This is a genomic window from Neokomagataea anthophila, from assembly GCF_018122595.1.
In the GTDB taxonomy this organism is placed as follows: Bacteria; Pseudomonadota; Alphaproteobacteria; order Acetobacterales; family Acetobacteraceae; genus Gluconobacter; species Gluconobacter anthophilus.
This window is the reverse complement of sequence record NZ_JAGRQH010000002.1, coordinates 76,425-97,241: the sequence shown is the minus strand read 5'-3', so window position 1 is coordinate 97,241 and position 20,817 is coordinate 76,425. Positions and strand designations below refer to the sequence as shown.

19 protein-coding genes are annotated in these 20,817 nt (G+C 53.2%); 12 read left to right on the top strand and 7 right to left on the bottom strand.

Annotated elements, in window-relative coordinates:
- Positions 1 to 65 precede the first annotated feature (65 nt).
- The 3 genes from KB213_RS03315 to KB213_RS03305 all read left to right on the top strand — a co-directional run bounded on the left by KB213_RS03315 (position 66) and on the right by KB213_RS03305 (position 1,459).
- Positions 66 to 530: a TM2 domain-containing protein gene (locus KB213_RS03315; protein WP_211680655.1), complete on the top strand. Its 465-nt coding sequence runs from the start codon at positions 66 to 68 to the stop codon at positions 528 to 530.
- A 150-nt stretch (positions 531 to 680) separates the two neighbouring features.
- Positions 681 to 1,253: a hypothetical protein gene (locus tag KB213_RS03310; protein WP_211680654.1), complete on the top strand. Its 573-nt coding sequence runs from the start codon at positions 681 to 683 to the stop codon at positions 1,251 to 1,253.
- Positions 1,253 to 1,459, top strand: coding sequence for a helix-turn-helix domain-containing protein (locus tag KB213_RS03305; RefSeq protein WP_211680653.1), 207 nt, complete (start codon positions 1,253 to 1,255; stop codon positions 1,457 to 1,459). The genes KB213_RS03310 and KB213_RS03305 overlap by 1 nt, the downstream gene beginning before the upstream one ends.
- 198 nt (positions 1,460 to 1,657) lie before the next feature.
- On the opposite strand, the gene carB is transcribed toward KB213_RS03305, so the two are convergent.
- Both carB and carA read right to left on the bottom strand, forming a co-directional pair.
- Positions 1,658 to 4,912: a carbamoyl-phosphate synthase large subunit gene (gene carB / locus KB213_RS03300; protein ID WP_211680652.1), complete on the bottom strand. Its 3,255-nt coding sequence runs from the start codon at positions 4,910 to 4,912 to the stop codon at positions 1,658 to 1,660.
- A 3-nt stretch (positions 4,913 to 4,915) separates the two neighbouring features.
- The gene (carA, locus tag KB213_RS03295; RefSeq protein WP_211680651.1) at positions 4,916 to 6,298 is read right to left on the bottom strand and encodes a glutamine-hydrolyzing carbamoyl-phosphate synthase small subunit; all 1,383 of its coding nucleotides are present in this window, start codon (positions 6,296 to 6,298) and stop codon (positions 4,916 to 4,918) included.
- 214 nt (positions 6,299 to 6,512) lie between these two features.
- On the opposite strand from carA, the gene KB213_RS03290 reads away from it, so the two are divergent.
- The 9 genes from KB213_RS03290 to KB213_RS03250 all read left to right on the top strand — a co-directional run bounded on the left by KB213_RS03290 (position 6,513) and on the right by KB213_RS03250 (position 15,339).
- Entirely contained in the window at positions 6,513 to 6,968 is a 456-nt protein-coding gene (locus KB213_RS03290) for a GatB/YqeY domain-containing protein (RefSeq protein ID WP_068169114.1), read from the top strand.
- A 106-nt stretch (positions 6,969 to 7,074) separates the two neighbouring features.
- Positions 7,075 to 8,559 (top strand): methyl-accepting chemotaxis protein, encoded by a 1,485-nt coding sequence (locus tag KB213_RS03285; protein ID WP_211680650.1) that lies wholly within the window; start codon positions 7,075 to 7,077, stop codon positions 8,557 to 8,559.
- A 98-nt stretch (positions 8,560 to 8,657) separates the two neighbouring features.
- Positions 8,658 to 10,490 carry a DNA primase gene (gene dnaG, locus KB213_RS03280; protein WP_211680649.1) on the top strand — a complete coding sequence of 611 codons (1,833 nt, stop codon included), beginning with the start codon at positions 8,658 to 8,660 and terminating at the stop codon, positions 10,488 to 10,490.
- Between the two features lie 108 nt (positions 10,491 to 10,598).
- Positions 10,599 to 12,548: an RNA polymerase sigma factor RpoD gene (gene rpoD, locus KB213_RS03275; RefSeq protein ID WP_211680648.1), complete on the top strand. Its 1,950-nt coding sequence runs from the start codon at positions 10,599 to 10,601 to the stop codon at positions 12,546 to 12,548.
- 2 nt (positions 12,549 to 12,550) lie between these two features.
- Positions 12,551 to 13,117 carry a GNAT family N-acetyltransferase gene (locus tag KB213_RS03270; protein WP_346266658.1) on the top strand — a complete coding sequence of 189 codons (567 nt, stop codon included), beginning with the start codon at positions 12,551 to 12,553 and terminating at the stop codon, positions 13,115 to 13,117.
- A gap of 197 nt (positions 13,118 to 13,314) precedes the next feature.
- Positions 13,315 to 13,788 carry a 30S ribosomal protein S6 gene (gene rpsF / locus KB213_RS03265; RefSeq protein WP_211680647.1) on the top strand — a complete coding sequence of 158 codons (474 nt, stop codon included), beginning with the start codon at positions 13,315 to 13,317 and terminating at the stop codon, positions 13,786 to 13,788.
- A gap of 5 nt (positions 13,789 to 13,793) precedes the next feature.
- Complete coding sequence (gene rpsR / locus KB213_RS03260) at positions 13,794 to 14,075, top strand: 30S ribosomal protein S18 (protein ID WP_068168917.1); 282 nt, start codon at positions 13,794 to 13,796, stop codon at positions 14,073 to 14,075.
- Between the two features lie 10 nt (positions 14,076 to 14,085).
- Positions 14,086 to 14,679, top strand: a complete 594-nt coding sequence (gene rplI / locus KB213_RS03255) for a 50S ribosomal protein L9 (RefSeq protein WP_068168920.1) — start codon at positions 14,086 to 14,088, stop codon at positions 14,677 to 14,679.
- A 114-nt stretch (positions 14,680 to 14,793) separates the two neighbouring features.
- Positions 14,794 to 15,339, top strand: coding sequence for a DinB family protein (locus tag KB213_RS03250; protein ID WP_211680646.1), 546 nt, complete (start codon positions 14,794 to 14,796; stop codon positions 15,337 to 15,339).
- Here the strand turns inward: KB213_RS03250 and KB213_RS03245 are convergent.
- The 5 genes from KB213_RS03245 to KB213_RS03225 are packed head-to-tail and all read right to left on the bottom strand — an operon-like array spanning position 15,336 to position 20,777.
- The gene (locus KB213_RS03245) at positions 15,336 to 15,662 is read right to left on the bottom strand and encodes a YnfA family protein (protein ID WP_211680645.1); all 327 of its coding nucleotides are present in this window, start codon (positions 15,660 to 15,662) and stop codon (positions 15,336 to 15,338) included. The genes KB213_RS03250 and KB213_RS03245 overlap by 4 nt on opposite strands.
- Before the next feature lie 4 nt (positions 15,663 to 15,666).
- A complete protein-coding gene (locus KB213_RS03240; protein WP_211680644.1) occupies positions 15,667 to 16,248 on the bottom strand; it encodes a DNA-3-methyladenine glycosylase I in 582 nt (193 codons plus the stop codon).
- Positions 16,245 to 17,066 (bottom strand): 16S rRNA (adenine(1518)-N(6)/adenine(1519)-N(6))-dimethyltransferase RsmA, encoded by an 822-nt coding sequence (gene rsmA, locus KB213_RS03235; protein WP_211680643.1) that lies wholly within the window; start codon positions 17,064 to 17,066, stop codon positions 16,245 to 16,247. Before rsmA ends, KB213_RS03240 begins: the two co-directional genes overlap by 4 nt.
- Before the next feature lie 16 nt (positions 17,067 to 17,082).
- A complete protein-coding gene (locus tag KB213_RS03230; RefSeq protein ID WP_068168937.1) occupies positions 17,083 to 18,468 on the bottom strand; it encodes a peptidylprolyl isomerase in 1,386 nt (461 codons plus the stop codon).
- 2 nt (positions 18,469 to 18,470) lie between these two features.
- Positions 18,471 to 20,777: an LPS-assembly protein LptD gene (locus tag KB213_RS03225; RefSeq protein WP_211680642.1), complete on the bottom strand. Its 2,307-nt coding sequence runs from the start codon at positions 20,775 to 20,777 to the stop codon at positions 18,471 to 18,473.
- Between the last annotated feature and the right edge of the window lie 40 nt (positions 20,778 to 20,817).

Sequence of the window (20,817 nt, the reverse complement as noted above, 5' to 3'; positions counted from 1 at the left end):
GTGTCTTCTTGGAAGGGTTTTCAGCTACGCTATTAAACCACTGCGAGCATAAGGATTTGAAGTTCATGCAAGGTAAGGTTCTTGATTATAATGTCCTGACCGCTGAAGGCTATATCAGTGGTGATGATGGTGCGCGATATCGCTTCTTGGGAGTGGATATTAAGTCTCAGGTGAACGCTGTGGTGGCGGGCAGTGTCGTTGATTTTATTGCAGTAGATAGCCGTGCGACGGAAATTTTTCTCGTGAAAACAGCGGCGAATATTTTTTCGCCTCCTATAGGTCAGAAATCAAAGTTGGTGGCCGCTTTGTTAGCATTCTTTCTGGGTATTTTTGGTCTCCACAAGTTTTATCTTGGGTATAATAAAGCTGGTATTATCATGCTTTTATGTACGTTTCCGGGGGCTATACTGTTCGGTATCCCTGCGGGGGTTGTGTACGTGATCGCTTTAATCGAATTTGTTCTTTATCTGACGAAGAGCGATGAAGATTTTTATCAGACCTATGAAGTTGGTGAGCGAGAGTGGTTCTAACGTAATACACTTTTGATGTTGATTTTTCTGTGAGCGCTCCACGAGTTGAGGGGCGCTTTTTTTATAAAATTTATCGAAAAACAATAAATATATTGAAATTTCCCTCTGGGTTGTATTTTATCGAAAAACGATAAACATGGAGGGATAGACATGACGGTAGAAACAGCAGCGCAAGCGCGCATTCGTTGGGCGCAAAGGTTGGTTGATGTGCTGTATTACTGGGCATATTTTGAAATCGCTGTGCTCCTTGTTGTGGTTGCGGGGCTTGGAGTGACTGCTTCTGGTGTTGTGCATAATCCGCCGCATTTTCTGCATGTTTCGTTCAGTGCGGGAGGTCATACATGGGTGGAGGAAAGCCGGAAGCTTTTATGGGATGTGCTGCCGAGTGTCCCGAGGGTTATTTTAGAGTTTTACATGGCGAAAACGCTGAAAACTTTTGTTTCCGGGTTAAAAATTGAACGTCTTTTTTCTCAAGAGCGTCAAAAGCTAGTGCATAAATTTGCAGCGCTATGGGTTTTGTCTTTCATATATTCTTTTGTGTTGGGTTTTTTGAAGGGTTTCTTTGATTACGCGCGGAGTTCTTCTTCTACTCAACTGAGCTTTACTGTGGAAGGTAGTGGAGACTTGATAATGTTTGCGCAGCAAATTGTCTTTTTGTTGGTCATTTTATTTTTATACGATGCTGGTGTGCAACTTCAGAAAGACATGGATGAGGTGATTTGATGCCGATCTATGTTCATTTGGATGCTATTCTTAAAGAGCGTAGCATGACGCTGAGCGAGTTGTCTGAGCGGCTTGGTTTGACGTTGGCAAATTTATCGATTTTGAAAACAGGAAAAGCCAAAGCGATACGTTTTTCGACGCTTGAGGCGTTGTGCCGGGAGTTGGGGTGCCAGCCCGGAGATGTGTTGGCTTATGGGGATGAATAGGTAAGTCCCAAAATAGGGTGCAGGGATCAATATCCCTGCCGGGTTCGGGCGCAGTCTGGATGGTATAATCCGCAGTGCCTATTTATAGGCAAGACCGCACCGGGGACGAGGGAGCTTCGCGAGTAAAGTCTAACTCGATACAAGCCTACTTCTTAAAACGAGGTGGTCAGCGTTAAGAACTGACCACCCGGCTTCCGGTTAGTATTCGCCGTGGAAGTAAGACTGGAGCGGTGCAACGCCCATATCGTCATCGCGCAGTGCGTCAATGGCGTAGGTTGCGGCACGAGCGCCTGCGATAGTGGTGTAGTGCGGAATGCCCATCGTCAATGCGCCGCGGCGGATGTCAAAGCTGTCACGCGTTGCTTGACCACCTTGGGAGGTGTTGATGACCATTTGCACATCGCCGGAGCGAATGGAGTCAACACAGTTTGGGCGGCCTTGCATGACCTTATTGACATGCTTGACGGGAATATTGGCTTCTTCCAAGCGCGCCGCAGTGCCTGCGGTGGCAAGGATGGTGAAGCCCATTTCGACCAGCTTGCGTGCAATCGGCTGAACGTGGCGTTTGTCACTGTCACGGACGGAGAGGAACACCGTACCGCTATTGGGCAGTTTTACGCCTGCAGCAAGTTGAGACTTTGCAAATGCACGCTCGAAGCTGGAATCCAGCCCCATGACTTCACCGGTGGAGCGCATTTCTGGGCCAAGCACCGTGTCTGCATTCGCGAAGCGGTGGAATGGGAAGACTGCTTCTTTAACCGCTACGTGTGGGGAGACTGCGCCGCCATCCAATTGGAATTCTGGCAGCTTGGCGCCGGCCATAACGCGTGCACCAATCTTCGCGACGGGAACGCCCGTCGCCTTAGCAACGAACGGCACTGTACGAGATGCACGCGGGTTTACCTCAAGAACGAAGACTTCATCATCCTTAATGGCGTATTGCACGTTCATCAGGCCGCGAATGCCAAGTTCGCGTGCCATAGCTTCAGTTTGTTCGCGTAGTTCGGTGACCAGAGCTGGTGACAATGTGTAAGGCGGCAAAGAGCAAGCAGAGTCACCAGAGTGAATGCCGGCTTCTTCAATGTGCTCCATCACGCCGGCAACATAGACGTTTTCGCCATCAGCAATGCAGTCTACGTCAGCTTCAATAGCATCATTGAGGTAGTGATCTAGCAGGACTGGGCCTGTCGATACTTCTGGGCCAGCTGCGGAGAGGACTTCGGTCAGGTAGCGCTTGAGGCCAGCGCTGTCATAGACGATTTCCATGGCTCGGCCGCCCAAAACGTAGGATGGGCGAGCAACGACTGGGTAACCGACGTCTTCAGCGATTTTCTGCGCTTCAGCTGGGTTGTGTGCGATGCCGTTTTTCGGCTGACGCAGGCCCAGTTTACGGAGCATGGCTTGGAAGCGCTCGCGGTCTTCCGCGCGGTCAATTGCATCCGCAGGGGTGCCGAGCAGTGGGATGCCTGCTTCTTCGAGTGCATGGGACAGCTTGAGCGGTGTTTGGCCGCCATACTGCACGATGCAGCCGAGGATCTTGCCGCCCTTTTGCTCTGTACGGATGAGCGCGATGACGTCTTCAGCGGTTAGTGGCTCGAAATACAGACGATCTGACGTGTCGTAATCTGTGGACACTGTTTCAGGGTTGCAGTTGACCATGATGGTTTCAAAGCCAGCTTCGCGCAGGGCGTAAGCAGCGTGAACACAGCAATAATCGAACTCAATGCCTTGACCAATACGGTTCGGGCCACCGCCGAGAATAACGATTTTATCGCGCGCTGTTGGGCGGCTTTCGCATTCTGGTGTGCCGTATCCGCCTTCATAGGTGCTGTACAGATAAGGCGTGTCAGATGCGAATTCTGCGGCGCATGTGTCGATGCGGCGGTAAACGGGGGTGACGTCTGCACTTTGGCGCAGTGTAGCAACATCAGATGCGCTTTTGCCGCTCAGAACGGCCAAGCGTGCGTCTGAGAAGCCAAGGGCTTTCAGGCGGCGCAGGTTGTAGGCGTCTTGTGGTAGGCCGTTGGCTTCGACGTCACGCTCAGCGGCGATGATGTCTTCAAACTGGCGCAGGAACCATGGCTCAAGGCGTGATGCTTCGTATACTTCTTCAACGGTGAGGCCAGCGCGGAGTGCTTGTGCGGCCAGCAAAATCCGCTCTGGGCGCGGTTCCGTGAGGGCAGCGCGGAAGGCATCATGAGAGCCATCGCCTGGTGCTTCGACTGGATCAAGGCCTGTTAGGCCTGTTTCCATGGAGCGCAGGCCCTTTTGGATCGCTTCCGCAAAGGAGCGCCCGACGGACATCGCTTCACCCACGGATTTCATGGATGTGGAGAGTAGTGCTGGGGAGCCGGGGAACTTTTCGAACGTGAAGCGGGGGATCTTCGCTACGACGTAGTCAATGGTTGGCTCGAAGCTGGCTGGCGTGGTGCCTGTGATGTCGTTCTTCAACTCATCAAGCGTATAACCAACGGCCAGCTTGGCCGCGATCTTCGCAATCGGGAAGCCGGTTGCCTTGGATGCGAGTGCGGACGAGCGGGAGACGCGGGGGTTCATCTCAATGACGACCATGCGGCCATCTTTTGGATTAACGCCGAACTGAACGTTCGAACCGCCGGTTTCAACGCCGATCTTACGCAGGCAGGCGATGGAGGCATCGCGCATGCGCTGATATTCTTTATCCGTCAGCGTCAGGGCAGGGGCAACGGTGATCGAGTCACCGGTATGAACGCCCATGGGGTCGATATTCTCAATGGAGCAGATGATGATACAGTTATCCGCAACGTCACGGACCACTTCCATCTCAAACTCTTTCCAGCCGAGAACGGATTCTTCAATCAGAACTTCGGTTGTCGGGGATGCATCTAGTCCACCCGTGACGATTTGGTCGAATTCTTCACGGTTATAGGCAATGCCACCACCGGCGCCGCCCATGGTGAAGGATGGACGGATAATGGCAGGAAGACCAACATCCTTAAGAGCTTCACGAGCTTCTTCGATGGTGTGGGCGATGGTTGAACGCGGACTTTCAATCCCGATTTCGTCCATAGCTTCACGGAATTGCTGGCGGTCTTCGGCGCGGTCGATGACGTCTGCCTTGGCGCCGATCAATTCAACGCCATGCTTTTCGAGGAAGCCTGAACGATCGAGTGCCATTGCGGCGTTCAGAGCGGTTTGGCCGCCCATGGTTGGCAGAACGGCGTCGGGCTTTTCCTTGAGGATGATGCGCTCAACGAATTCTGGCGTGATCGGCTCGATATAGGTTGCGTCTGCCAAGCCCGGATCGGTCATGATCGTTGCCGGGTTGGAATTGATCAGGATGACGCGGTAGCCCTCTTCACGCAGGGCTTTACACGCCTGCGCGCCGGAGTAATCGAACTCACAGGCTTGGCCGATGACGATGGGGCCTGCGCCGATGATGAGGATGGATTTGATATCTGTCCGTTTAGGCATGGCTCAAGCCTCCTTGCTGGCGGCGTTCTGGGGGGCGCGACGGTCCATGACCGCAACGAAACGTTCGAAGAGGTAGAAGCTGTCAGACGGGCCGGGACTGGCTTCTGGGTGGTACTGCACCGAGAAGGCGTCTTTCGTGGTGGACGCAATGCCTTCGTTAGAGCCGTCAAACAGGCTGGTATGTGTAACTTTCACGTCTGCGGGCAGGGATTTTTCATCCACTGCGAAGCCGTGGTTTTGGCTTGTGATTTCGACCTTGCCGGTGGTCAGGTCTTTTACGGGCTGGTTAGCGCCACGATGGCCGCGATCCAGCTTGTATGTTTTGCCGCCAAGGGCTTGTGCCAGCAGCTGATGGCCTAAGCAGATACCAAAGACAGGGACGTTCGCGTCCAGAACGGCGCGAATGGCCGGGACAGCGTAAGTGCCTGTGGCTGCCGGGTCGCCGGGGCCATTGGAGAGGAACACACCTTCAGGGGCGAGTTCGAGAATTTCAGCGCCTGTTGCTGTCGCAGGCAGGACGGTCACGTCACAGCCAGCGGTGACGAGGCAACGGAGAATGTTGTCCTTAGCGCCGTAATCAAGCGCGACAACGCGGCGGCGGTTTTGTGTGCGCTCTGGGCGGTTATTTTCCCAAACGCCTTGGGTCCAGCTACGCTTGGGGCGTGTGACCTCTTTTGCGAGGTCCATGCCTTCAAGGCCGGGCCAGCTTTTCGCGCTGTTCAGGAGAGCGGTAGTGTCGATCTGTCCATTCTCTGGGAAAGCCAGAATGGCCGTTTGAGGGCCTTTTTCACGAAGGATGCGTGTGATGGCGCGCGTATCGATACCGCTAATGCCAGGACGGTTTTGTGTTTTAAGCCAAGCGCTAAAGGGGGCGTGGGAGCGCCAGTTTGCTGGGGTTGTGATGTCTTCTTTAACGACGGCGCCAAGGGCCGCCATAGCGGCAGCTTCATCATCATCGGTATTGGTGCCGACATTCCCGATATGTGGGAATGTGAAGGTGACGATTTGCCCAGCAAAAGAAGGGTCCGTCAGGGTTTCTTGATAGCCCGTCATACCGGTGGAGAAGCACAGTTCACCAACGGAGCCATCGGAATAAGCGCCGAATCCGCGTCCCCAAAGGATGGTGCCATCCGCAAGGACAAGGGCGGCGTTTGCGCCGGGAGGGGCGGTGTTGGTCATGTCCATTTCCTTTGGAGTGGCGGTGGGAGGGTTAATATCGGTGAGATCTTGCACGGTAATGCCGGGGACGAGCAACAGGGCAGGCCAGTGCTTAGTGGGGACAGTGCGTGACTGACGCCATTTGCGCACGGCTTCCAGTCCGACGCCGGTGAGAGACGCTATTTTGTCTGCTCCGCCAGCTTTGTCGATAATGGTGTCGATGTCCATGTTGCGGACGTCTCCGGTTTTCATCGGTTGGGATGCTCTACATAGAGCGGATGGAGGCGTTTGGGAAGTTTTTTCCCACTCAAAAGTTTTAGCAAATGGGGTGGGAAATTTTTTCTCTTTAAGGGTGTGTCGTTGTTGTCGCAGGTATTTTGTGCGAGTTCAGGGGCATAGCGTTCCGCATGGCTGCGGAATGATAAGATAAAGGAATGAGATGATGGCGCTGCGTACGCAAATTATGAATGATCTGAAGGCTGCTATGAAGGCTGGTCAGTCCGACAAAGTGGCGCAGATCCGTGGGATTACGGCAAAGCTGAAAGATCTGGACGTTAATGCACGCGCGAAGGGTGGCGACGTATCTGAAGCCGAGATCATTGCGACGCTGCGTTCTATGATTAAGTCACGCATTGAAGCTGCTGCGCTGTACCGTAAGGGTGACCGTCCGGAATTGGCGGAGAAGGAAGAGGGGGAGATCGCAACCATTCAAGCCTATTTGCCTCCTGCGTTGGATGAGGCGGCTTTAACGGCTGCACTGGAAGAGGCTGTGGCGGAGGTCGGTGCGACGAGCATGAAGGATATGGGGAAGGTTATGGGTGTCTTGAAGGCACGTTTTGGCGCGGAATTGGATCCTGCTGTGGCAAGTGGCAAGGTGAAGGCGCGTTTATCCGCCTAAGGTTTTTATAAAATACTGGCATTCTTTGCCTTCTGTTAAGAAAGTCTCGCTTAGGCTCCCGAGGATTATCAAGCGGCTAATCTGTCCGCCTCGGGGGCTTTTGACAATGTTAACGTGGTTTAAAAACGATGCGCCAATTCGGCGTAAAATGTGGATTTTTATAAGTTTATTGCTGGTGATTTCGTCTGTACGTTTTGTTGGCGTAGAGATTTTGCAGGCTGTTTTTTTTCAGGGACGTTCTGCTGAATTATGGGTTCAATGCGTAGGGTTGCTTGTGCAATGGGCGCTGGGCTTTTTGATTGGTTATTATACAATATGTGCAGTGTCAGCACCGCTCGAAAAAGTGACGCGCCTGTTTTCAGATGGGCGGATTAGTTCTGCGGATTCCGAGTTGGCAGAATTGGCAATGCAGAAGGATTGTGCCGGGCGTTTGGCGTCTGCGTTGCAGCTTTTTCTGAAAACACAAGAAGATAAGCTGATATTACAGGAACGGGCGGCGCAAGAAGTTGAGATAGCGCGTAATACAGAGCAGAAGCTCATGGTTGAGAGTGAGCGTCTGCAGAATTTGCAAAATACGACGATTGATGAAATTTGCGTGGGCATTTCTTTGGTTGAAAAAGGCGATTTAACCTTTTTCTTCGAGAAGCCTTTTCAAGACCGCTTTGAGGGTTTCCGTTTAAGTTTTAACCAAATGGTAAAAGCGCTTTCGAAGACGGCGTATAATATTTCTTCTGGCAGTGCGATGATTGCCAGTGGCACGGCGCAGATTTCGGTAGCATCAGATGATTTGGCAGTGCGGACGGCAAAGCAAGCGCAAAGCTTAGCGGATGCTGCCGCGACGATTAACGACATTACAACAACAGTAAGGCACACAGCGACGGCTTCAGTTGATGCTCGTAAGGTGGCTGTGGAGGCGAATGTTAAGGTCTCTGAAGTCTCTCAAACGATGCGGACAGCTAATCAGGCGATGGGAGAATTAAGAGCGTCTTCAAGGCAAATTGAATCTATTATTGGTTTGATTGAGGAAATGGCCTTCCAAACGAACCTATTGGCTCTGAATGCAGGTATTGAAGCCGCTCGTGCGGGGGAAGCTGGTCGTGGGTTCAATGTCGTTGCAGTAGAAATTAGAGCGCTTGCTCAGCGTTCAACGCAATCTGCTCGGGAGATACAAGAGATTATTGGGTCTTCTGTCCGGCAAATGGAAGAGGGCGTAGAACTCGTTGGGCGTGCTGATGGCGCAATGCACGTGATCAACCAGCATGTGGACGGTATTTCGACTGTTTTAGATGACATTGCGAAGGCGACTGCGAGCGAAGCAGAAAGCCTTGGCAATATTAATATTGTTATTCGGGATATGGACCAAATGACGCAGCACAATGCTGCGATGGTTGAGGAAGTGACGACTGCATGCCGTAATTTGAAGCAAGAGGCAGCCGAGTTAAATCATGAATCCGGACGTTTTAAATTTAATGATCACGAGGCCCCTCGCGCAGAGCGGCGCAAGGCAGTAGAGGATGACGCCTATCAGCGTCTCACGCGTGATTTAACAACGCCTGATGACGGGTGGGAGGACTTTGCGCGTGTGAGTTAGGCAGAAGGGCTATTGAAAAATGGGCTTTCCACATAACATTTAAGGGCGCGCATCGAGGGGTGTAGTGAGGGTTTTTCAAGGAATGGTGGTGTATAATTATGGCGTTTGATACGGCCTTCCTTGATGAAATTCGGAATCGTACACCGCTCGCGTCGTTGATTGGACGTCGTCATAAGCTTGTTCGTTCTGGGCGGAATTGGAAGATTTGCTGCCCGTTCCATGGTGAAAAAACCCCCTCTTTTTATGTGTATGATGATCATTTCCATTGTTTCGGATGTGGCGCGCATGGGGATGCCATCACGTTTGTGATGCAAAGCGAGGGGCGGAGTTTCCCTGAGGCTGTAGAGCAGTTGGCGGGTGAAGCTGGGTTGGAAGTTCCAAAGCCGGATATTCAACAGCAGCAGCGTGCCCAAGAAGTGAAATCTCTCACGGAAGTGTTGGATTTGGTTCAGGCGTCTTACCGTCGTCGGTTGTATCAAGGTGAAGGGCGACGAGGTCTGGACTATCTGCGGCAGCGTGGACTGACAGAAGCGACGATTGAGCGCTTCGGGCTCGGGTGGTCCGGAGATGGGCGCAGTTTGGTTGAAGAGTTACGTCCGCATAACGTGACGGCGGATATGCTCGTGCGTGCCGGTGTTATGCGGAGCGATGATCAGGGGCGGCCGCAGGGGGAATTGTTTTTTAACCGTGTTACGTTCCCTATTCGGGATCGGCGTGGGCGGCTGATTTCTTTTGGCGGTCGTACGCTGGGAGATGGGCAGCCCAAATATCTCAACGGGCCAGAAACGGCACTCTTTTCAAAGCGGCGAACGCTTTACAATGTCGATTATGCTCGTGAAGCCGTGCATCGCGGTGAAGAATTGATCGTCGTTGAAGGGTATATGGATGTTATCGCCTTAGATCAGGCTGGTTTTCATGGTGGGGTAGCCCCTTTGGGAACAGCGTTGGGTGATGAACAGTTCATGCTTTTGTGGCGCATGGCAGCGTCTCCAATCTTGTGTTTGGATGGTGACGCGGCTGGTGCGCGTGCTGCTTTGCGTTCTTGCGAGGTGGCTCTGCCGTTATTGACACCTGAGCGGCGGGTGCGTTTCTGCCGTTTGGACGCGAAAGATGATCCGGACAGTTTAATCCGCCGCTCCGGTCCAGCTGCGATGCAGCAGGCCATAGAGGGTTCGACGTCTTTGGCGGAAGAACTGTTTAACTTGCTGATTGGCGGGATGACGTCGCCCGGCCCCGATGAGCGTGCTGCGCTGCGGGAGCGTTTAGTCTCTTTATCTCAGCTTATTCCAGATCGGAATTTGGCGAGTGAGTATCGCAGTACGTTGTTGGATATGTTCTTTGCTCAATTCCGGCGGCGTGGAGGAGGTAAGGCGGCAGGGCCGCTGCAGAGAGGGGGTGTGCCATCAGCGGGGAAACAGGTTGTTTCCGGTGGGGATCAGCGTTTACGTTTGTTGACTGCACTTGTTTTACGCTATCCAAGTCTCTTGCCTGAGATTGAACAGGCCTATAGTGGGCTGGAGTTGCCTTCGGATTTGGAGGCATTGCGTGCGGCGTTGTTCGATTGGATCTCGCAGGATGATGGTGCGTTAACCCATGAGCGATGTTTGCAATGGTTGAGGCAGCATGGTTTAGAGCGCTCTGCTGCTGAGATTCTGGCGCAGAGTGGGGTACGTTCTCGACAGAAAGCGCGGCCAGGTGCAGAGGGGGAAGACCTCGTGCATGAAGAAATTGTTGAGCGGTGGTGGCATTTTTATGGGTTTTTGAACTTTGAGGCCTTTGAAAAAGCTGTCACGCATGACATTGAGGCTACGATTCGTTCAGCATATGCTGAAAACAGTGAAACCGGTGGGACTTTCCCTGCGAAGTTACTGGCACGAATGCGAATTTTGGATGCATTGCGCCGTGGAGAGGTCCCTGAGGCTCATGATTGAGATGTGATTTAGTTTTTCTTTTGTAAGTTAATCTTGACTTTAGGCGCGTGATCGACCACCTGCACGCTGCCGAATTGCTTGCAGGCGGTGGGTTTGACGGAGAGACGCATGGCGACGAAAACAGCCTCGAATACGGAACGGAACGCGCAGGAGCAGGAAGGCGATGCTACGCTTCTGGATACGCAGTCCGCAGCCGTTAAGCGGCTGATCGCCAAAGGGCGTGAACGCGGGCATATTACTTTTGATGAACTGAATGCGGTTCTGCCGCAGGACCAGATGTCTTCAGAGCAAATTGAAGACGTTATGGCTGCGCTGTCAGAGTTGGGTATTCAAGTTCTGGATGCAGAAGAGCAGGAAGAGAACGAAACTGCTCGTACTGAAGCTGCGGAAACCGAAGAAGAGACATCTGACGAGCCGCAAGGCGGTAACGTTGATGCGGAAGCCGCCAGCCGTACTGATGATCCGGTGCGGATGTATTTGCGTGAGATGGGCACGGTTGAGTTGCTCTCCCGCGAAGGCGAAATCGCTATTGCTAAGCGTATTGAAGCTGGCCGTGATGAAATGATTGGTGGGCTGTGCGAAAGCCCGTTGACCATTCGTGCGATCATTTCATGGCATGATTGCCTGAAAAATGGCGAGATGCTTCTGCGCGATATCGTTGACCTTGAAGCCAGTCAGGCTGGTGGTCCCGGCCCTGAAGTGGAAGAGGGTGAGGAAGGCGAAGAATCCGCAGAGGACGAAGCGCCAGAAAATGAGGGTGAAGAAGGCGAGCAGCAGGAAGGCAGTGGCCTGTCTTTGTCCGCGCTTGAAGAAAAGCTTCGTCCTGAAATTCTGGAGCGCTTTGAATCAATCGGGCCGCTTTATGAGAAGCTACGCACCATTCAGGTTCGCCGCCTAGAAGCTTTGGAAGCTGGAGCGGAGCAGTCCGTTGATGCTGAGCAAAGTTATGAAGCGCTGCGGAATGAGTTGGTCAGCATTGTTGAGCAGGTTCATCTGCACAATAATCGCATTGAAGAACTGGTCGCGCAGATTAAGCTGCACGTTCAGCGTTTGAACAGTATCGAAGGCCGGATGCTGCGCCTTGCGGAAAGCTGCAAGATTTCACGTGATGACTTCTTGTTGAAGTACCGTAACCGTGAAATGGACCCAACATGGATTGAATTCATCAGCAAGTTGCCCGGTAAAGGCTGGAAAACGCTGACGACGAAGCATGTTGCGTCTCTTGAGCACCTGCGGAACGAACTGGCGACTTTGCTGCATGAGACGGGTTTGCCAGTTGGTGAGTTCCGTCGTGTTTATGCCACGATTTCACGCGGTGAGCGTGATTCTACGCGTGCTAAGAAGGAAATGATTGAGGCCAATCTGCGTCTCGTTATTTCGATTGCGAAGAAGTACACGAACCGTGGTTTGCAATTCTTGGATCTGATTCAAGAAGGTAATATCGGCTTGATGAAAGCCGTTGATAAGTTCGAGTATCGCCGCGGTTATAAATTCTCCACCTATGCGACGTGGTGGATCCGTCAGGCCATTACACGCTCTATTGCCGATCAGGCGAAGACGATCCGTATTCCGGTGCATATGATCGAAACGATCAACAAGCTGGTTCGTACGTCACGTCAGATGTTGCATGAGATCGGGCGTGAGCCTGCTCCGGAAGAACTGGCTGAAAAGCTGGGTATGCCGCTTGAAAAGGTCCGTAAGGTTCTCAAGATTGCGAAAGAGCCAATCTCTCTCGAAACGCCGATTGGTGACGAGGAAGATAGCCATCTTGGTGACTTCATTGAGGATAAGACGGCTGTTATTCCGCTGGATGCCGCGATCCAGACCAATCTGCGTGAAGCGACAACGCGTGTTCTGGCATCATTGACGCCGCGTGAAGAGCGTGTGCTGCGTATGCGCTTTGGTATTGGCATGAACACGGATCACACGCTGGAAGAAGTTGGTCAGCAGTTTAACGTGACCCGTGAGCGTATTCGTCAGATTGAGGCAAAGGCGCTTCGTAAGCTGAAGCATCCGAGCCGTAGCCGTAAGCTGCGCTCCTTCCTTGACGATAATTGATCGTGGCGTATTGGCTGCGTGCTTGTGGGCCAACAACCCGCTTGGATGTAGATGTTACGTTTCTCGAATTGCTACGAGGCGGCACGGATGTGCCGCCTTTGCCGGAGGGGCTGGTCTTAACAAGGCTGGCCCCTTCTGCTGTCGGGTTATATCGGCGGCTTTATAGGGATGTGGGCGCGGCGTATTGTTGGTGGATGCGTCGTAAAATGCCTGAAGACGCTCTAGCAGCGCTATTAAGTGATCCTGAGCGTTTCATTATGGTTCTGCATGATCGGCAGGGAGCGCCCTTGGGGTTTTATGAACTCCATCATGTGTCACTGATGGTGTCAGAGATTGCATATTTTGGGTTGTTGCCATGCGCTATTGGGCATGGTCTGGGGCGCTTTTTGTTGGAGCGGGCAGTGGCGCACGCCTTTTGTCTAGGCGTATCAAAGCTTGAAGTGAACACGTGTACGCTCGATCACCCGCGTGCGTTGCCGAACTATAAAAAAGTAGGTTTTCAGGTGACGCGTGTCATCCGTGAGCGGTGGGATGTGCCACAGGAGTGCTTACCCACGCAGGGAGAATAAGGTCGGTGAGGGCTATGTCGATTCTTTCTTGTTTTTTGTAATGAAATGTGGTTTCTGCCGTTCTTCCCTGCTGGGCGATGTGGCATCGCACCAGCTATACCCGTGCTCCATTCATCAAGCGATTATGCCTGTATGACAGGGCACTGTTTTGGCATGGGTCAGAACAGTTGGGTTGAACTTATCCGAAGGGAGAGCACATGCCATTGTATGAAAGCGTGCTTATTGCACGTAACGATGTGTCTCAGGCTCAGGTCGAGAGCATTGTTGAAACGATCGAAACCCTGCTGACCGAAAACGGCGGCTCGATCAAGAAGCGTGAATTCTGGGGCCTGCGTTCGCTGGCTTATCGCATCAAGAAGAACCGTAAGGGCCACTACGTCCTGCTCGGTATCGAATGTGCGTCCGATGTTCTGCGCGAAGTTGAGCGTCAGCTTGGTCTGAACGAAGACGTTCTGCGCGTTCTGACGCTGCGTATCGACGAAATCGACGAAACCCCGTCTCCGGTTCTGGCTCGTAAGGGCGATGACCGCGGTGACCGTGGTGAGCGTGGTTCTTTCCGTGGTGGCTCCAAGCCGTCCGGTCGCTTTGAGAGCGGTCGTGGTGGACGTCGTGGTAGCGAAGATCGCGAAGAATATCGCGCACGCGCCGAGGCTGAGGCAGGAGCTGAGTAAGAAGAATGTCTGACATCAACACCACTGAAGTGAACCCAGCCGCTCGTCGTACAGCTGTTGGCGCACGTCGTCCGTTCTACCGTCGTCGTAAGTCTTGCCCGTTCTCCGGCCCAAATGCGCCGAAGATCGATTACAAAGACGTACGTCTGCTGAGCCGCTTCCTGTCGGAACGTGGTAAGATTGTACCGAGCCGTATCACGGCCGTTTCTGCTAAGAAGCAGCGTGAGCTGGCTCAAGCGATTAAGCGTGCGCGCTTCCTCGCTCTGCTTCCTTATGTCGTGAACTGAGGAGAGCATCATGTCCCAGACCGCATTGATCCTGCTGCAGCGGGTTGAGCATCTCGGCCAGATGGGCGATCTCGTCCACGTCAAGCCGGGCTACGCACGTAACTTCCTTCTGCCGCAAGGCAAGGCACTCCGTGCAACCGCTGCTAACCAGAAGCGCTTTGAAACTGAACGCGTTCAGCTCGAAGCTCTGAACCTGAAGAAGCGTGAAGAAGCTGAGCGCCTTGCAGAACGTATGCACGACCTCTCGGTCGTTGTCATTCGTCAAGCAAGCGACAGCGGCAGCTTGTACGGCTCCGTGAGCACCCGCGACATCGCGGTTGCAGCAACGGACGCTGGCCTGACGATTGCTCGTCAGCAGGTTGTTCTGGAACACCCGATCAAGGCTCTTGGCCTGACGATCGCTAAGGTTGTTCTGCACCCAGAAGTGTCTATCTCGCTGACGGTTAACGTCGCGCGTTCAGAAGAAGAAGCTGAACGTCAGGCACGTGGTGAAGAAGTAGGCGTGCAGGAAGAGGATGAAAACATCCTTGGTGACCTGCAGGCTGAAAATGCAGCTGAAGAAGCTGCTGCTGAAGCCGCTGTAGAAGACGCTGCTGCAGAATAAGGTTTTTGCCTTCGGGCATGCTTTATTGTGTAGAATGAAAAGCCCGGTGGCAGGTTTTCCTGCCCCGGGTTTTTTGTGTTTATGGCTCTATAAAAATGGTGGGGAAGAGTTTTTATGGTGCGGGATATGCAAGATACGGTGTCTTTAGCATCACATATTCGCGTTAACACGCTGATGAAACTGCTGGAATATAAGAAATGGGCAGATGATTTGGCGTGTCATACTGTGAAGTCTATTCCGCAGGACGAGGCTTTTAGAGTTCGTAAGACAACGTTTGATAATATCGTGCGGACGATGAATCACAGTTGTGTTGTTGAGGATATTTTTAAGCATCATCTTTTGGGGATTCGGCACACTTACCAAACGCGAAATACAGAGCATACGCCAAGCGTTGATGAGCTTGTATTCTTTGTGGAGCGTATGAATGATTGGTATCTTGCGCATGTCGGGTCATGGAGAGATGACGATCTTGATGTACTCGTGCATTTTGAGTTTCTCAATGGTCGTCCGGCTGCGATGACGCGGGAAGATATTGTGCTGCATATTGTTAATCATGCCACGTATCATCGCGGTTTTGTTGGGGATATGCTGAAGCAGATCCCGCATGACTGGCCCTCAAATGACTTTACTGTTTTTGTGTGTCCGGAACGTGGTGCTTAGTTGCGGTGTGGCGCGAAAAAGATAATGCCTGCGCCGATGAGGCAAAAGGCTGTGCCGCTCAGATCCCATAAATCGGGTTGTGTGCCTTCAACGCGCCAAAGCCAGATGATAGAGGCTGCGATGTAGATGCCTGCATAGGCGGCATAGGCGCGTCCAGCTTCAGCGGTATCAATCAGTGTTAAGAGAGCGGCAAAAGCGATGAGTGAAGCGCAGCCAGGGAGAAGCCACCAGGCTGACTTGGAGAGGCGCAGCCACATCCAGAAGGTAAAGCAACCAAAAATTTCGCACAATGCGGCGGCGGCATAGGTGAGGACGAAGAGCATAGCGTTATTTGTTATGCTGTGAGGTTAATGCGTTATCGCGCCAAGCGTAGCATTGCGGTTCGTGGTCATTCACTCGGCCGATGGCTTGTAGCCATGAGTATACAATCGTTGGGCCGACAAATTTAAATCCACGCTTTTTCAGGGCGCTTGCGATTTCTTGGGAGAGCGGGGATTGCGTTAGAGGGGCTTCAGAGTGGTTGGTGATCGGGTACTGGGGAATATAGTGCTTGAGGAGGGCGTTTAAACTTTCTCCCTGCGTCCGCATGTCTAAATATGCGCGTGCGTTGGAGATGACACTGGTGATTTTGGCGCGGGAGCGGATGATCGTTTTATCCTGCATGAGTCGTTCGACATCATGCTGCGTGAAGTGGATAAGCTTTTCAGGAATAAAATGTGCGAAGGCCGTTCGGAGCGCCGTACGTCGTTCAAGAATAATGCGCCATGAGAGGCCTGCCTGAAAGCCTTCTAATATGAGGCTTTCCCATAGTGCTCTGTCTTCTGTGATGGGGTTCCCCCACTCTTCATCATGGTAGTGTTGAAGCAGTGGGGTAGCCTCAGCCCATGTACAGCGTGGGCGGGAGGTCACGACCGATCGGCGTGATGCAATGCAGCCAGGCGTGCGAATTCGTCCACAGAGAGGGTTTCTGCGCGGCGTGTTGGTTCGATGTCTGCACGTGCAAGGAGGGCTTCACCGCCGATGGATTTTAAAGAAGAACGCAGCATTTTGCGGCGTTGCCCAAAGGCAGCAGCGGTGACACGCTCCATTGCTTTGAAGAGTGCAGGAGCGGGCTGTTCAGCATGTGGAATAATGACAGCAACGGCAGAGTGCACTTTTGGAGGCGGAGAAAAGGCGCCGGGTGGAATTTTAAGTGCGATGCTGCATTGAGCGCACCACTGCGCCAGAACAGCGAGGCGCCCATAAGCCGATGTTCCGGGGGCTGCACAAATGCGTTCTGCGACCTCCAGTTGGAACATGAGTGCCATACGTTCCCACGAAGCCGCTTGGCGAAGCCAGCCGACTAAGAGAGGGGTCGCAACGTTATAGGGAAGATTGGCCACGATTTGGCGTGGAGCAGGGCCGAGGGTGGCGGCATCAAGAGTGAGGGCATCTTGCCGTACGATGTGGAGGCGGCCATCCGCATAGCCGGCGAGTTCTTCCAGCAATGGCCATGCGCGCTCGTCGATTTCAACGGCGTCGATACGGTCTGCGGGCGTGTTGATGAGGGCGCGGGTGAGGCCACCGGGGCCGGGGCCGATTTCGACAACGCTGCGGCCTGTGAGGTCACCGCCGAGGGCGGCAATCCGGGCGCAGAGGCCCGGATCAAGAAGGAAGTGCTGTCCAAGGGCTTTTTTGGCATCAAGCCCGTGTTGTTGGATGCTGTCCTTAAGGGAAGGAAGGGTCACGATATATAGGGGCCTGTTAGTTCAGGATTGAGCGTGCTGCAGGGCGCATATCAATCACGGCACGGCGTTGCAGGTCACGCTGCAACTGACGTGATGCTTGTTCTACGCGCTCGTTCATGAGCTGATCAGCAATTTCGCTGGGGGATTGTTGAGCCAGATTTTTCTGTTGGCGTTGGCAGACCATCAGCAGAGCAATGCCGTCTACAGAGATGAGAGGGTGGCTTGCTTTGTTCAGTGGGAGAGGCTCAACAATTGAGCGCATTTGCGGCATCAGGCGCTCAAGAATTTGCGTGCCGGGGTTGCTAGGACGCTTTTCCCCGAGAGATTTGTTGAGGGCTTCCATTGCGTCACAGCTATGCAAGCTTTGTGCAGCTTTGGTCGCGCGTTCGAGCATGCCGCGTTGTTGTGGGGTTGGAGCCTGAGGGTTCAAAGGTGCATCAAACGGGAAGAAGGCTTGGCGCATGGAGACGAGGGTTCCCATTTGCTTGCCAACAGTACGTTTGGCCTGAACGGTCGCAATGACGAAGCCCCCCGCAACTTGGATGGGGTTTGAGACGGCACCAATAGGCATTTGGCGTACGATATTCACGACCTGCGGATCAAGACTGTCTTCTTGTACCCAGCCTTTTGAGCCACCATCCAGAGCGGACTGATCTTGTGAGAATTGTGCCGCTACGATGGGGAATGGTGCCCCTTCACGCAGTTGAGAAATGATTGTGCGTGTAAAGGCGAGTTCGCTTTCGTCGTGGCGTGGGTCTGGCACGGGAACGAAAATTTCGCTCATCATGTATTGCGGGCGGCCTTGTTCCGCTTGGAGGGCTTGTTCACGCTGTGCAATTTGCACGGCGGTGATGCGCCCACCTTCACCAAGCTGCTCACGCAGGACTTGCATCCAGCCGATTTGTACGCGGATCTGGTCAATCAGCGTTGTGAGGGAAACGCTGTCTTTGGCAAGACGATCACGCAGGGCATTTTTGGGCATGCCGTTACGCGATTCGATACCAGAAATAGTTTCCGCAATCTGTTCAGGCTCAACATTGATGTGGCGTTTGAGGATCTCCTGCGTCTTCAAACGTTCGTCAATAAGTTGATGTACGATTGGGCCGCGCATGCGCTTGAGCACGTCTGGGCTGATAGGAAGGCCGGTCGACAGCACGAACAGGCGTTCACGGTTATCGACATCACGCTGGGTCAGGACTTGTCCGTTGATTACGGCAAGGATTTGATCATCCGGCGGTGTGGATGTGGAGGCGTCAGGTGCAGCTGTGGCCTTTGTTGGAGCCACATGGGGCTTATGAGCCGCCAGCGCAGTTGAGGCCATGGCCAAGGACACGCTCAGAGAGAGAGCTGCGCAAACAGCTGTCGTTACGCGCGGGAAGAGGGTGCGTGAAGTCATGAACATGCTCAACCGTTAATTCCGAAAGTGCCGATCGTCTTGAACGTAAAATTGAAGAGGATGGTCGTATTGCGCTGAATGCCGCCGATACGGGTATATTGTTTGATGTACATTACATCTAGCCCAAAGCAGTCATTGCTGTACCCAATGGTACCGCCATTGGCGACGAATTGCTTGCGGGAGAGGGAGCGGCGGAAGAAGCCAGATGCGTGATAATTGCGCCAATGCGTTGAAAAACCACCAGTAATTTCATTTGTCTTCTGGAGGTAAGGCGCGTTTGGAGACTGTGTGACGTAATCTGTCGCGTAATAATAATATGGTGTTACAGGCGCATACACATACCCGGCCGTGAGGCGTAAGATGGGTGCACCTGTGCTGATAAGGCCTTCGCCGTAGTCAAATTGGTGCGTCCAAGGGTTGTAGCGTCCGCGCGCTGTCATATCGAACGCGTTATTGGGGGTAATTCGAATCCGGGCAACGGGATCAGAAAGGTGATGATCTAAGCCAGAATAAGGGATGCGGTTATGGTCGATATGTTCTTGGATGCTTTCGCCTGCGAGCATATCCACTTCATGACCACGCCAATTCCAGCTTTGATGGATACCAAAATTCGCACGTAACCCGCCGTCTAGGCGGTCCGTTCCCATGTAACGATTGAGAGAAAACAGCGTGGTGTCGCTGAATTCGTAGGCAAGGCTATCTTCGTTGGGGCGGTTGCGTGTGGAAGAGTTGCCGCTATTAGGGGCGGCAATCACTTGCGCCATAGGTTCGAAGATTTGTGCGCCATTGCCGTGTGCGAAGCTGCGTAAGAAGGGCCAGTTCATACGTAATGCAATGGTGGGCAGCGCTTGGCCCGTGACGGCATGGTCCGTTCGGGCAGCATAGATTGGCTGCATATAGAGGTTAGTGGCGCGGTATACGTTGGAATCAACGCGTGCCGTGAAAAGCCATTGCTGCCCCAAACGGTTTTGGAAAGGGCGGTCCCATTGCAACGCTAATTGTCCACGTTGGTCGGACGTGCCAACGGAGCGGAAGACATTGAAGTCTGTTGTCTTGATGCTGAGGCGCCCGCCCAGTGCGTCAGGGCGTCCTTGGAACGCATAGGTGAAGCGTGGCAAAACCCATGGCAACTGAGAGTTTTGAATAACGCCTTGGTTCAAGCCTTGATAGGCTTGGGCATCAATCCGCGTATAGGCTCCGACGCCATAGCCTTCAGCATAGACGTTTGAGTTGAGGGTTTCTTGCCCGTAACCAGAGACGCGGTAGTCACGCATATAGTTAGCAGAGGAGGCAAGGTTGATATTCGCACCAGCTTGCCAGTGCTGATTAATGGCAAAATTGGCGCGGCCGAAGAAATATCCCTGTAGCCCATACTCGTTTGAAGACCCGACACTATTGCCAAAAACGTTGACGTATTGGTTGGCGCGATGTGTGTCGAACGCTGTGCCCGCAGTGATGTTGATGGTGCCGAAATTGAGGCGGTTTCGGTACTGGCCTGTGATTTCTGGGCCGGTGCGTGATGATGCGAGCAGGCGAATTGTGGCGTCTTGATGCTGATCAATGGCCCAGAAATAGGGGATAGTGAAATAGGTGCCCAAGAAGCGGTCATGCGGGCTGATGCCGGGCATGAGGAAGCCGCTCTGGCGTTTGACGGATGGGTCCGACATGGAAAAAAGCGGGAAGTAAAAGACTGGAATGCCGAGCATTTGGAGCCAAGCATGGTCAAACTCAATACGCTTATGCTGCGTGTCTTGCGTCGCGTTATAAGCTTTGAATTGCCAGAATGGCAGGGCGTTGGGGTCTTTGCTACAGACTTCACATGCTGTGTATACAGCTTTGGAGAGGTCGTTGATGACGCCATGTGTGCGCCGTAGGCCGTTCCCAGCGAGCTTGGCATTATCTTCCATGCGGAGATACAGCGCGGTGCCAATACCGTCATGCATGCCGTGGCTGAATTCTAGTGTGTCCGCATAGGTTGTGCTGCCATCTGGCTCCATGAGGGCGACATGCCCTTGGGCTGTGAGGGTACCAGTATTGCGGTCATAACGGATCATATCAGCGCGGAGAGCATGATCCCCCTGCCAGACACGGACATTACCGCGCCATGTGACAACGCCGTTTTTATCGTATTCTTCATGGTCCGTCAGATAGGTCAGAGGGTCACCTTCTGATGAAGGGCGGCCGACTATGACGACATGGCTATTGTCGCGGCGCATGGAACTGGCATCCGCTTGGAAGGGAGAGGCAAGTGCAGTCCCGGTTAACGCTGCTGCGGCAAGGGACGCACGGTACCGGCGGGGAGACCGTTGCTTCATGCTAGACTGCTTTTTGTTTGTGCAGGTGTGAGTGTGTGTA

Excerpts from the sequence above, each read along its gene's own strand:
- KB213_RS03315 (WP_211680655.1), top strand. The coding sequence starts at position 66 with ATGCAAGGTAAGGTTCTTGATTATAATGTCCTGACCGCTGAAGGCTAT.
- KB213_RS03310 (WP_211680654.1), top strand. The coding sequence starts at position 681 with ATGACGGTAGAAACAGCAGCGCAAGCGCGCATTCGTTGGGCGCAAAGG.
- KB213_RS03305 (WP_211680653.1), top strand. The coding sequence starts at position 1,253 with ATGCCGATCTATGTTCATTTGGATGCTATTCTTAAAGAGCGTAGCATG.
- carB (WP_211680652.1), bottom strand. The coding sequence starts at position 4,912 with ATGCCTAAACGGACAGATATCAAATCCATCCTCATCATCGGCGCAGGC.
- carA (WP_211680651.1), bottom strand. The coding sequence starts at position 6,298 with ATGGACATCGACACCATTATCGACAAAGCTGGCGGAGCAGACAAAATA.
- KB213_RS03290 (WP_068169114.1), top strand. The coding sequence starts at position 6,513 with ATGGCGCTGCGTACGCAAATTATGAATGATCTGAAGGCTGCTATGAAG.
- KB213_RS03285 (WP_211680650.1), top strand. The coding sequence starts at position 7,075 with ATGTTAACGTGGTTTAAAAACGATGCGCCAATTCGGCGTAAAATGTGG.
- dnaG (WP_211680649.1), top strand. The coding sequence starts at position 8,658 with ATGGCGTTTGATACGGCCTTCCTTGATGAAATTCGGAATCGTACACCG.
- rpoD (WP_211680648.1), top strand. The coding sequence starts at position 10,599 with ATGGCGACGAAAACAGCCTCGAATACGGAACGGAACGCGCAGGAGCAG.
- rpsF (WP_211680647.1), top strand. The coding sequence starts at position 13,315 with ATGCCATTGTATGAAAGCGTGCTTATTGCACGTAACGATGTGTCTCAG.
- rpsR (WP_068168917.1), top strand. The coding sequence starts at position 13,794 with ATGTCTGACATCAACACCACTGAAGTGAACCCAGCCGCTCGTCGTACA.
- rplI (WP_068168920.1), top strand. The coding sequence starts at position 14,086 with ATGTCCCAGACCGCATTGATCCTGCTGCAGCGGGTTGAGCATCTCGGC.
- KB213_RS03250 (WP_211680646.1), top strand. The coding sequence starts at position 14,794 with ATGGTGCGGGATATGCAAGATACGGTGTCTTTAGCATCACATATTCGC.
- KB213_RS03245 (WP_211680645.1), bottom strand. The coding sequence starts at position 15,662 with ATGCTCTTCGTCCTCACCTATGCCGCCGCCGCATTGTGCGAAATTTTT.
- KB213_RS03230 (WP_068168937.1), bottom strand. The coding sequence starts at position 18,468 with ATGTTCATGACTTCACGCACCCTCTTCCCGCGCGTAACGACAGCTGTT.
- KB213_RS03225 (WP_211680642.1), bottom strand. The coding sequence starts at position 20,777 with ATGAAGCAACGGTCTCCCCGCCGGTACCGTGCGTCCCTTGCCGCAGCA.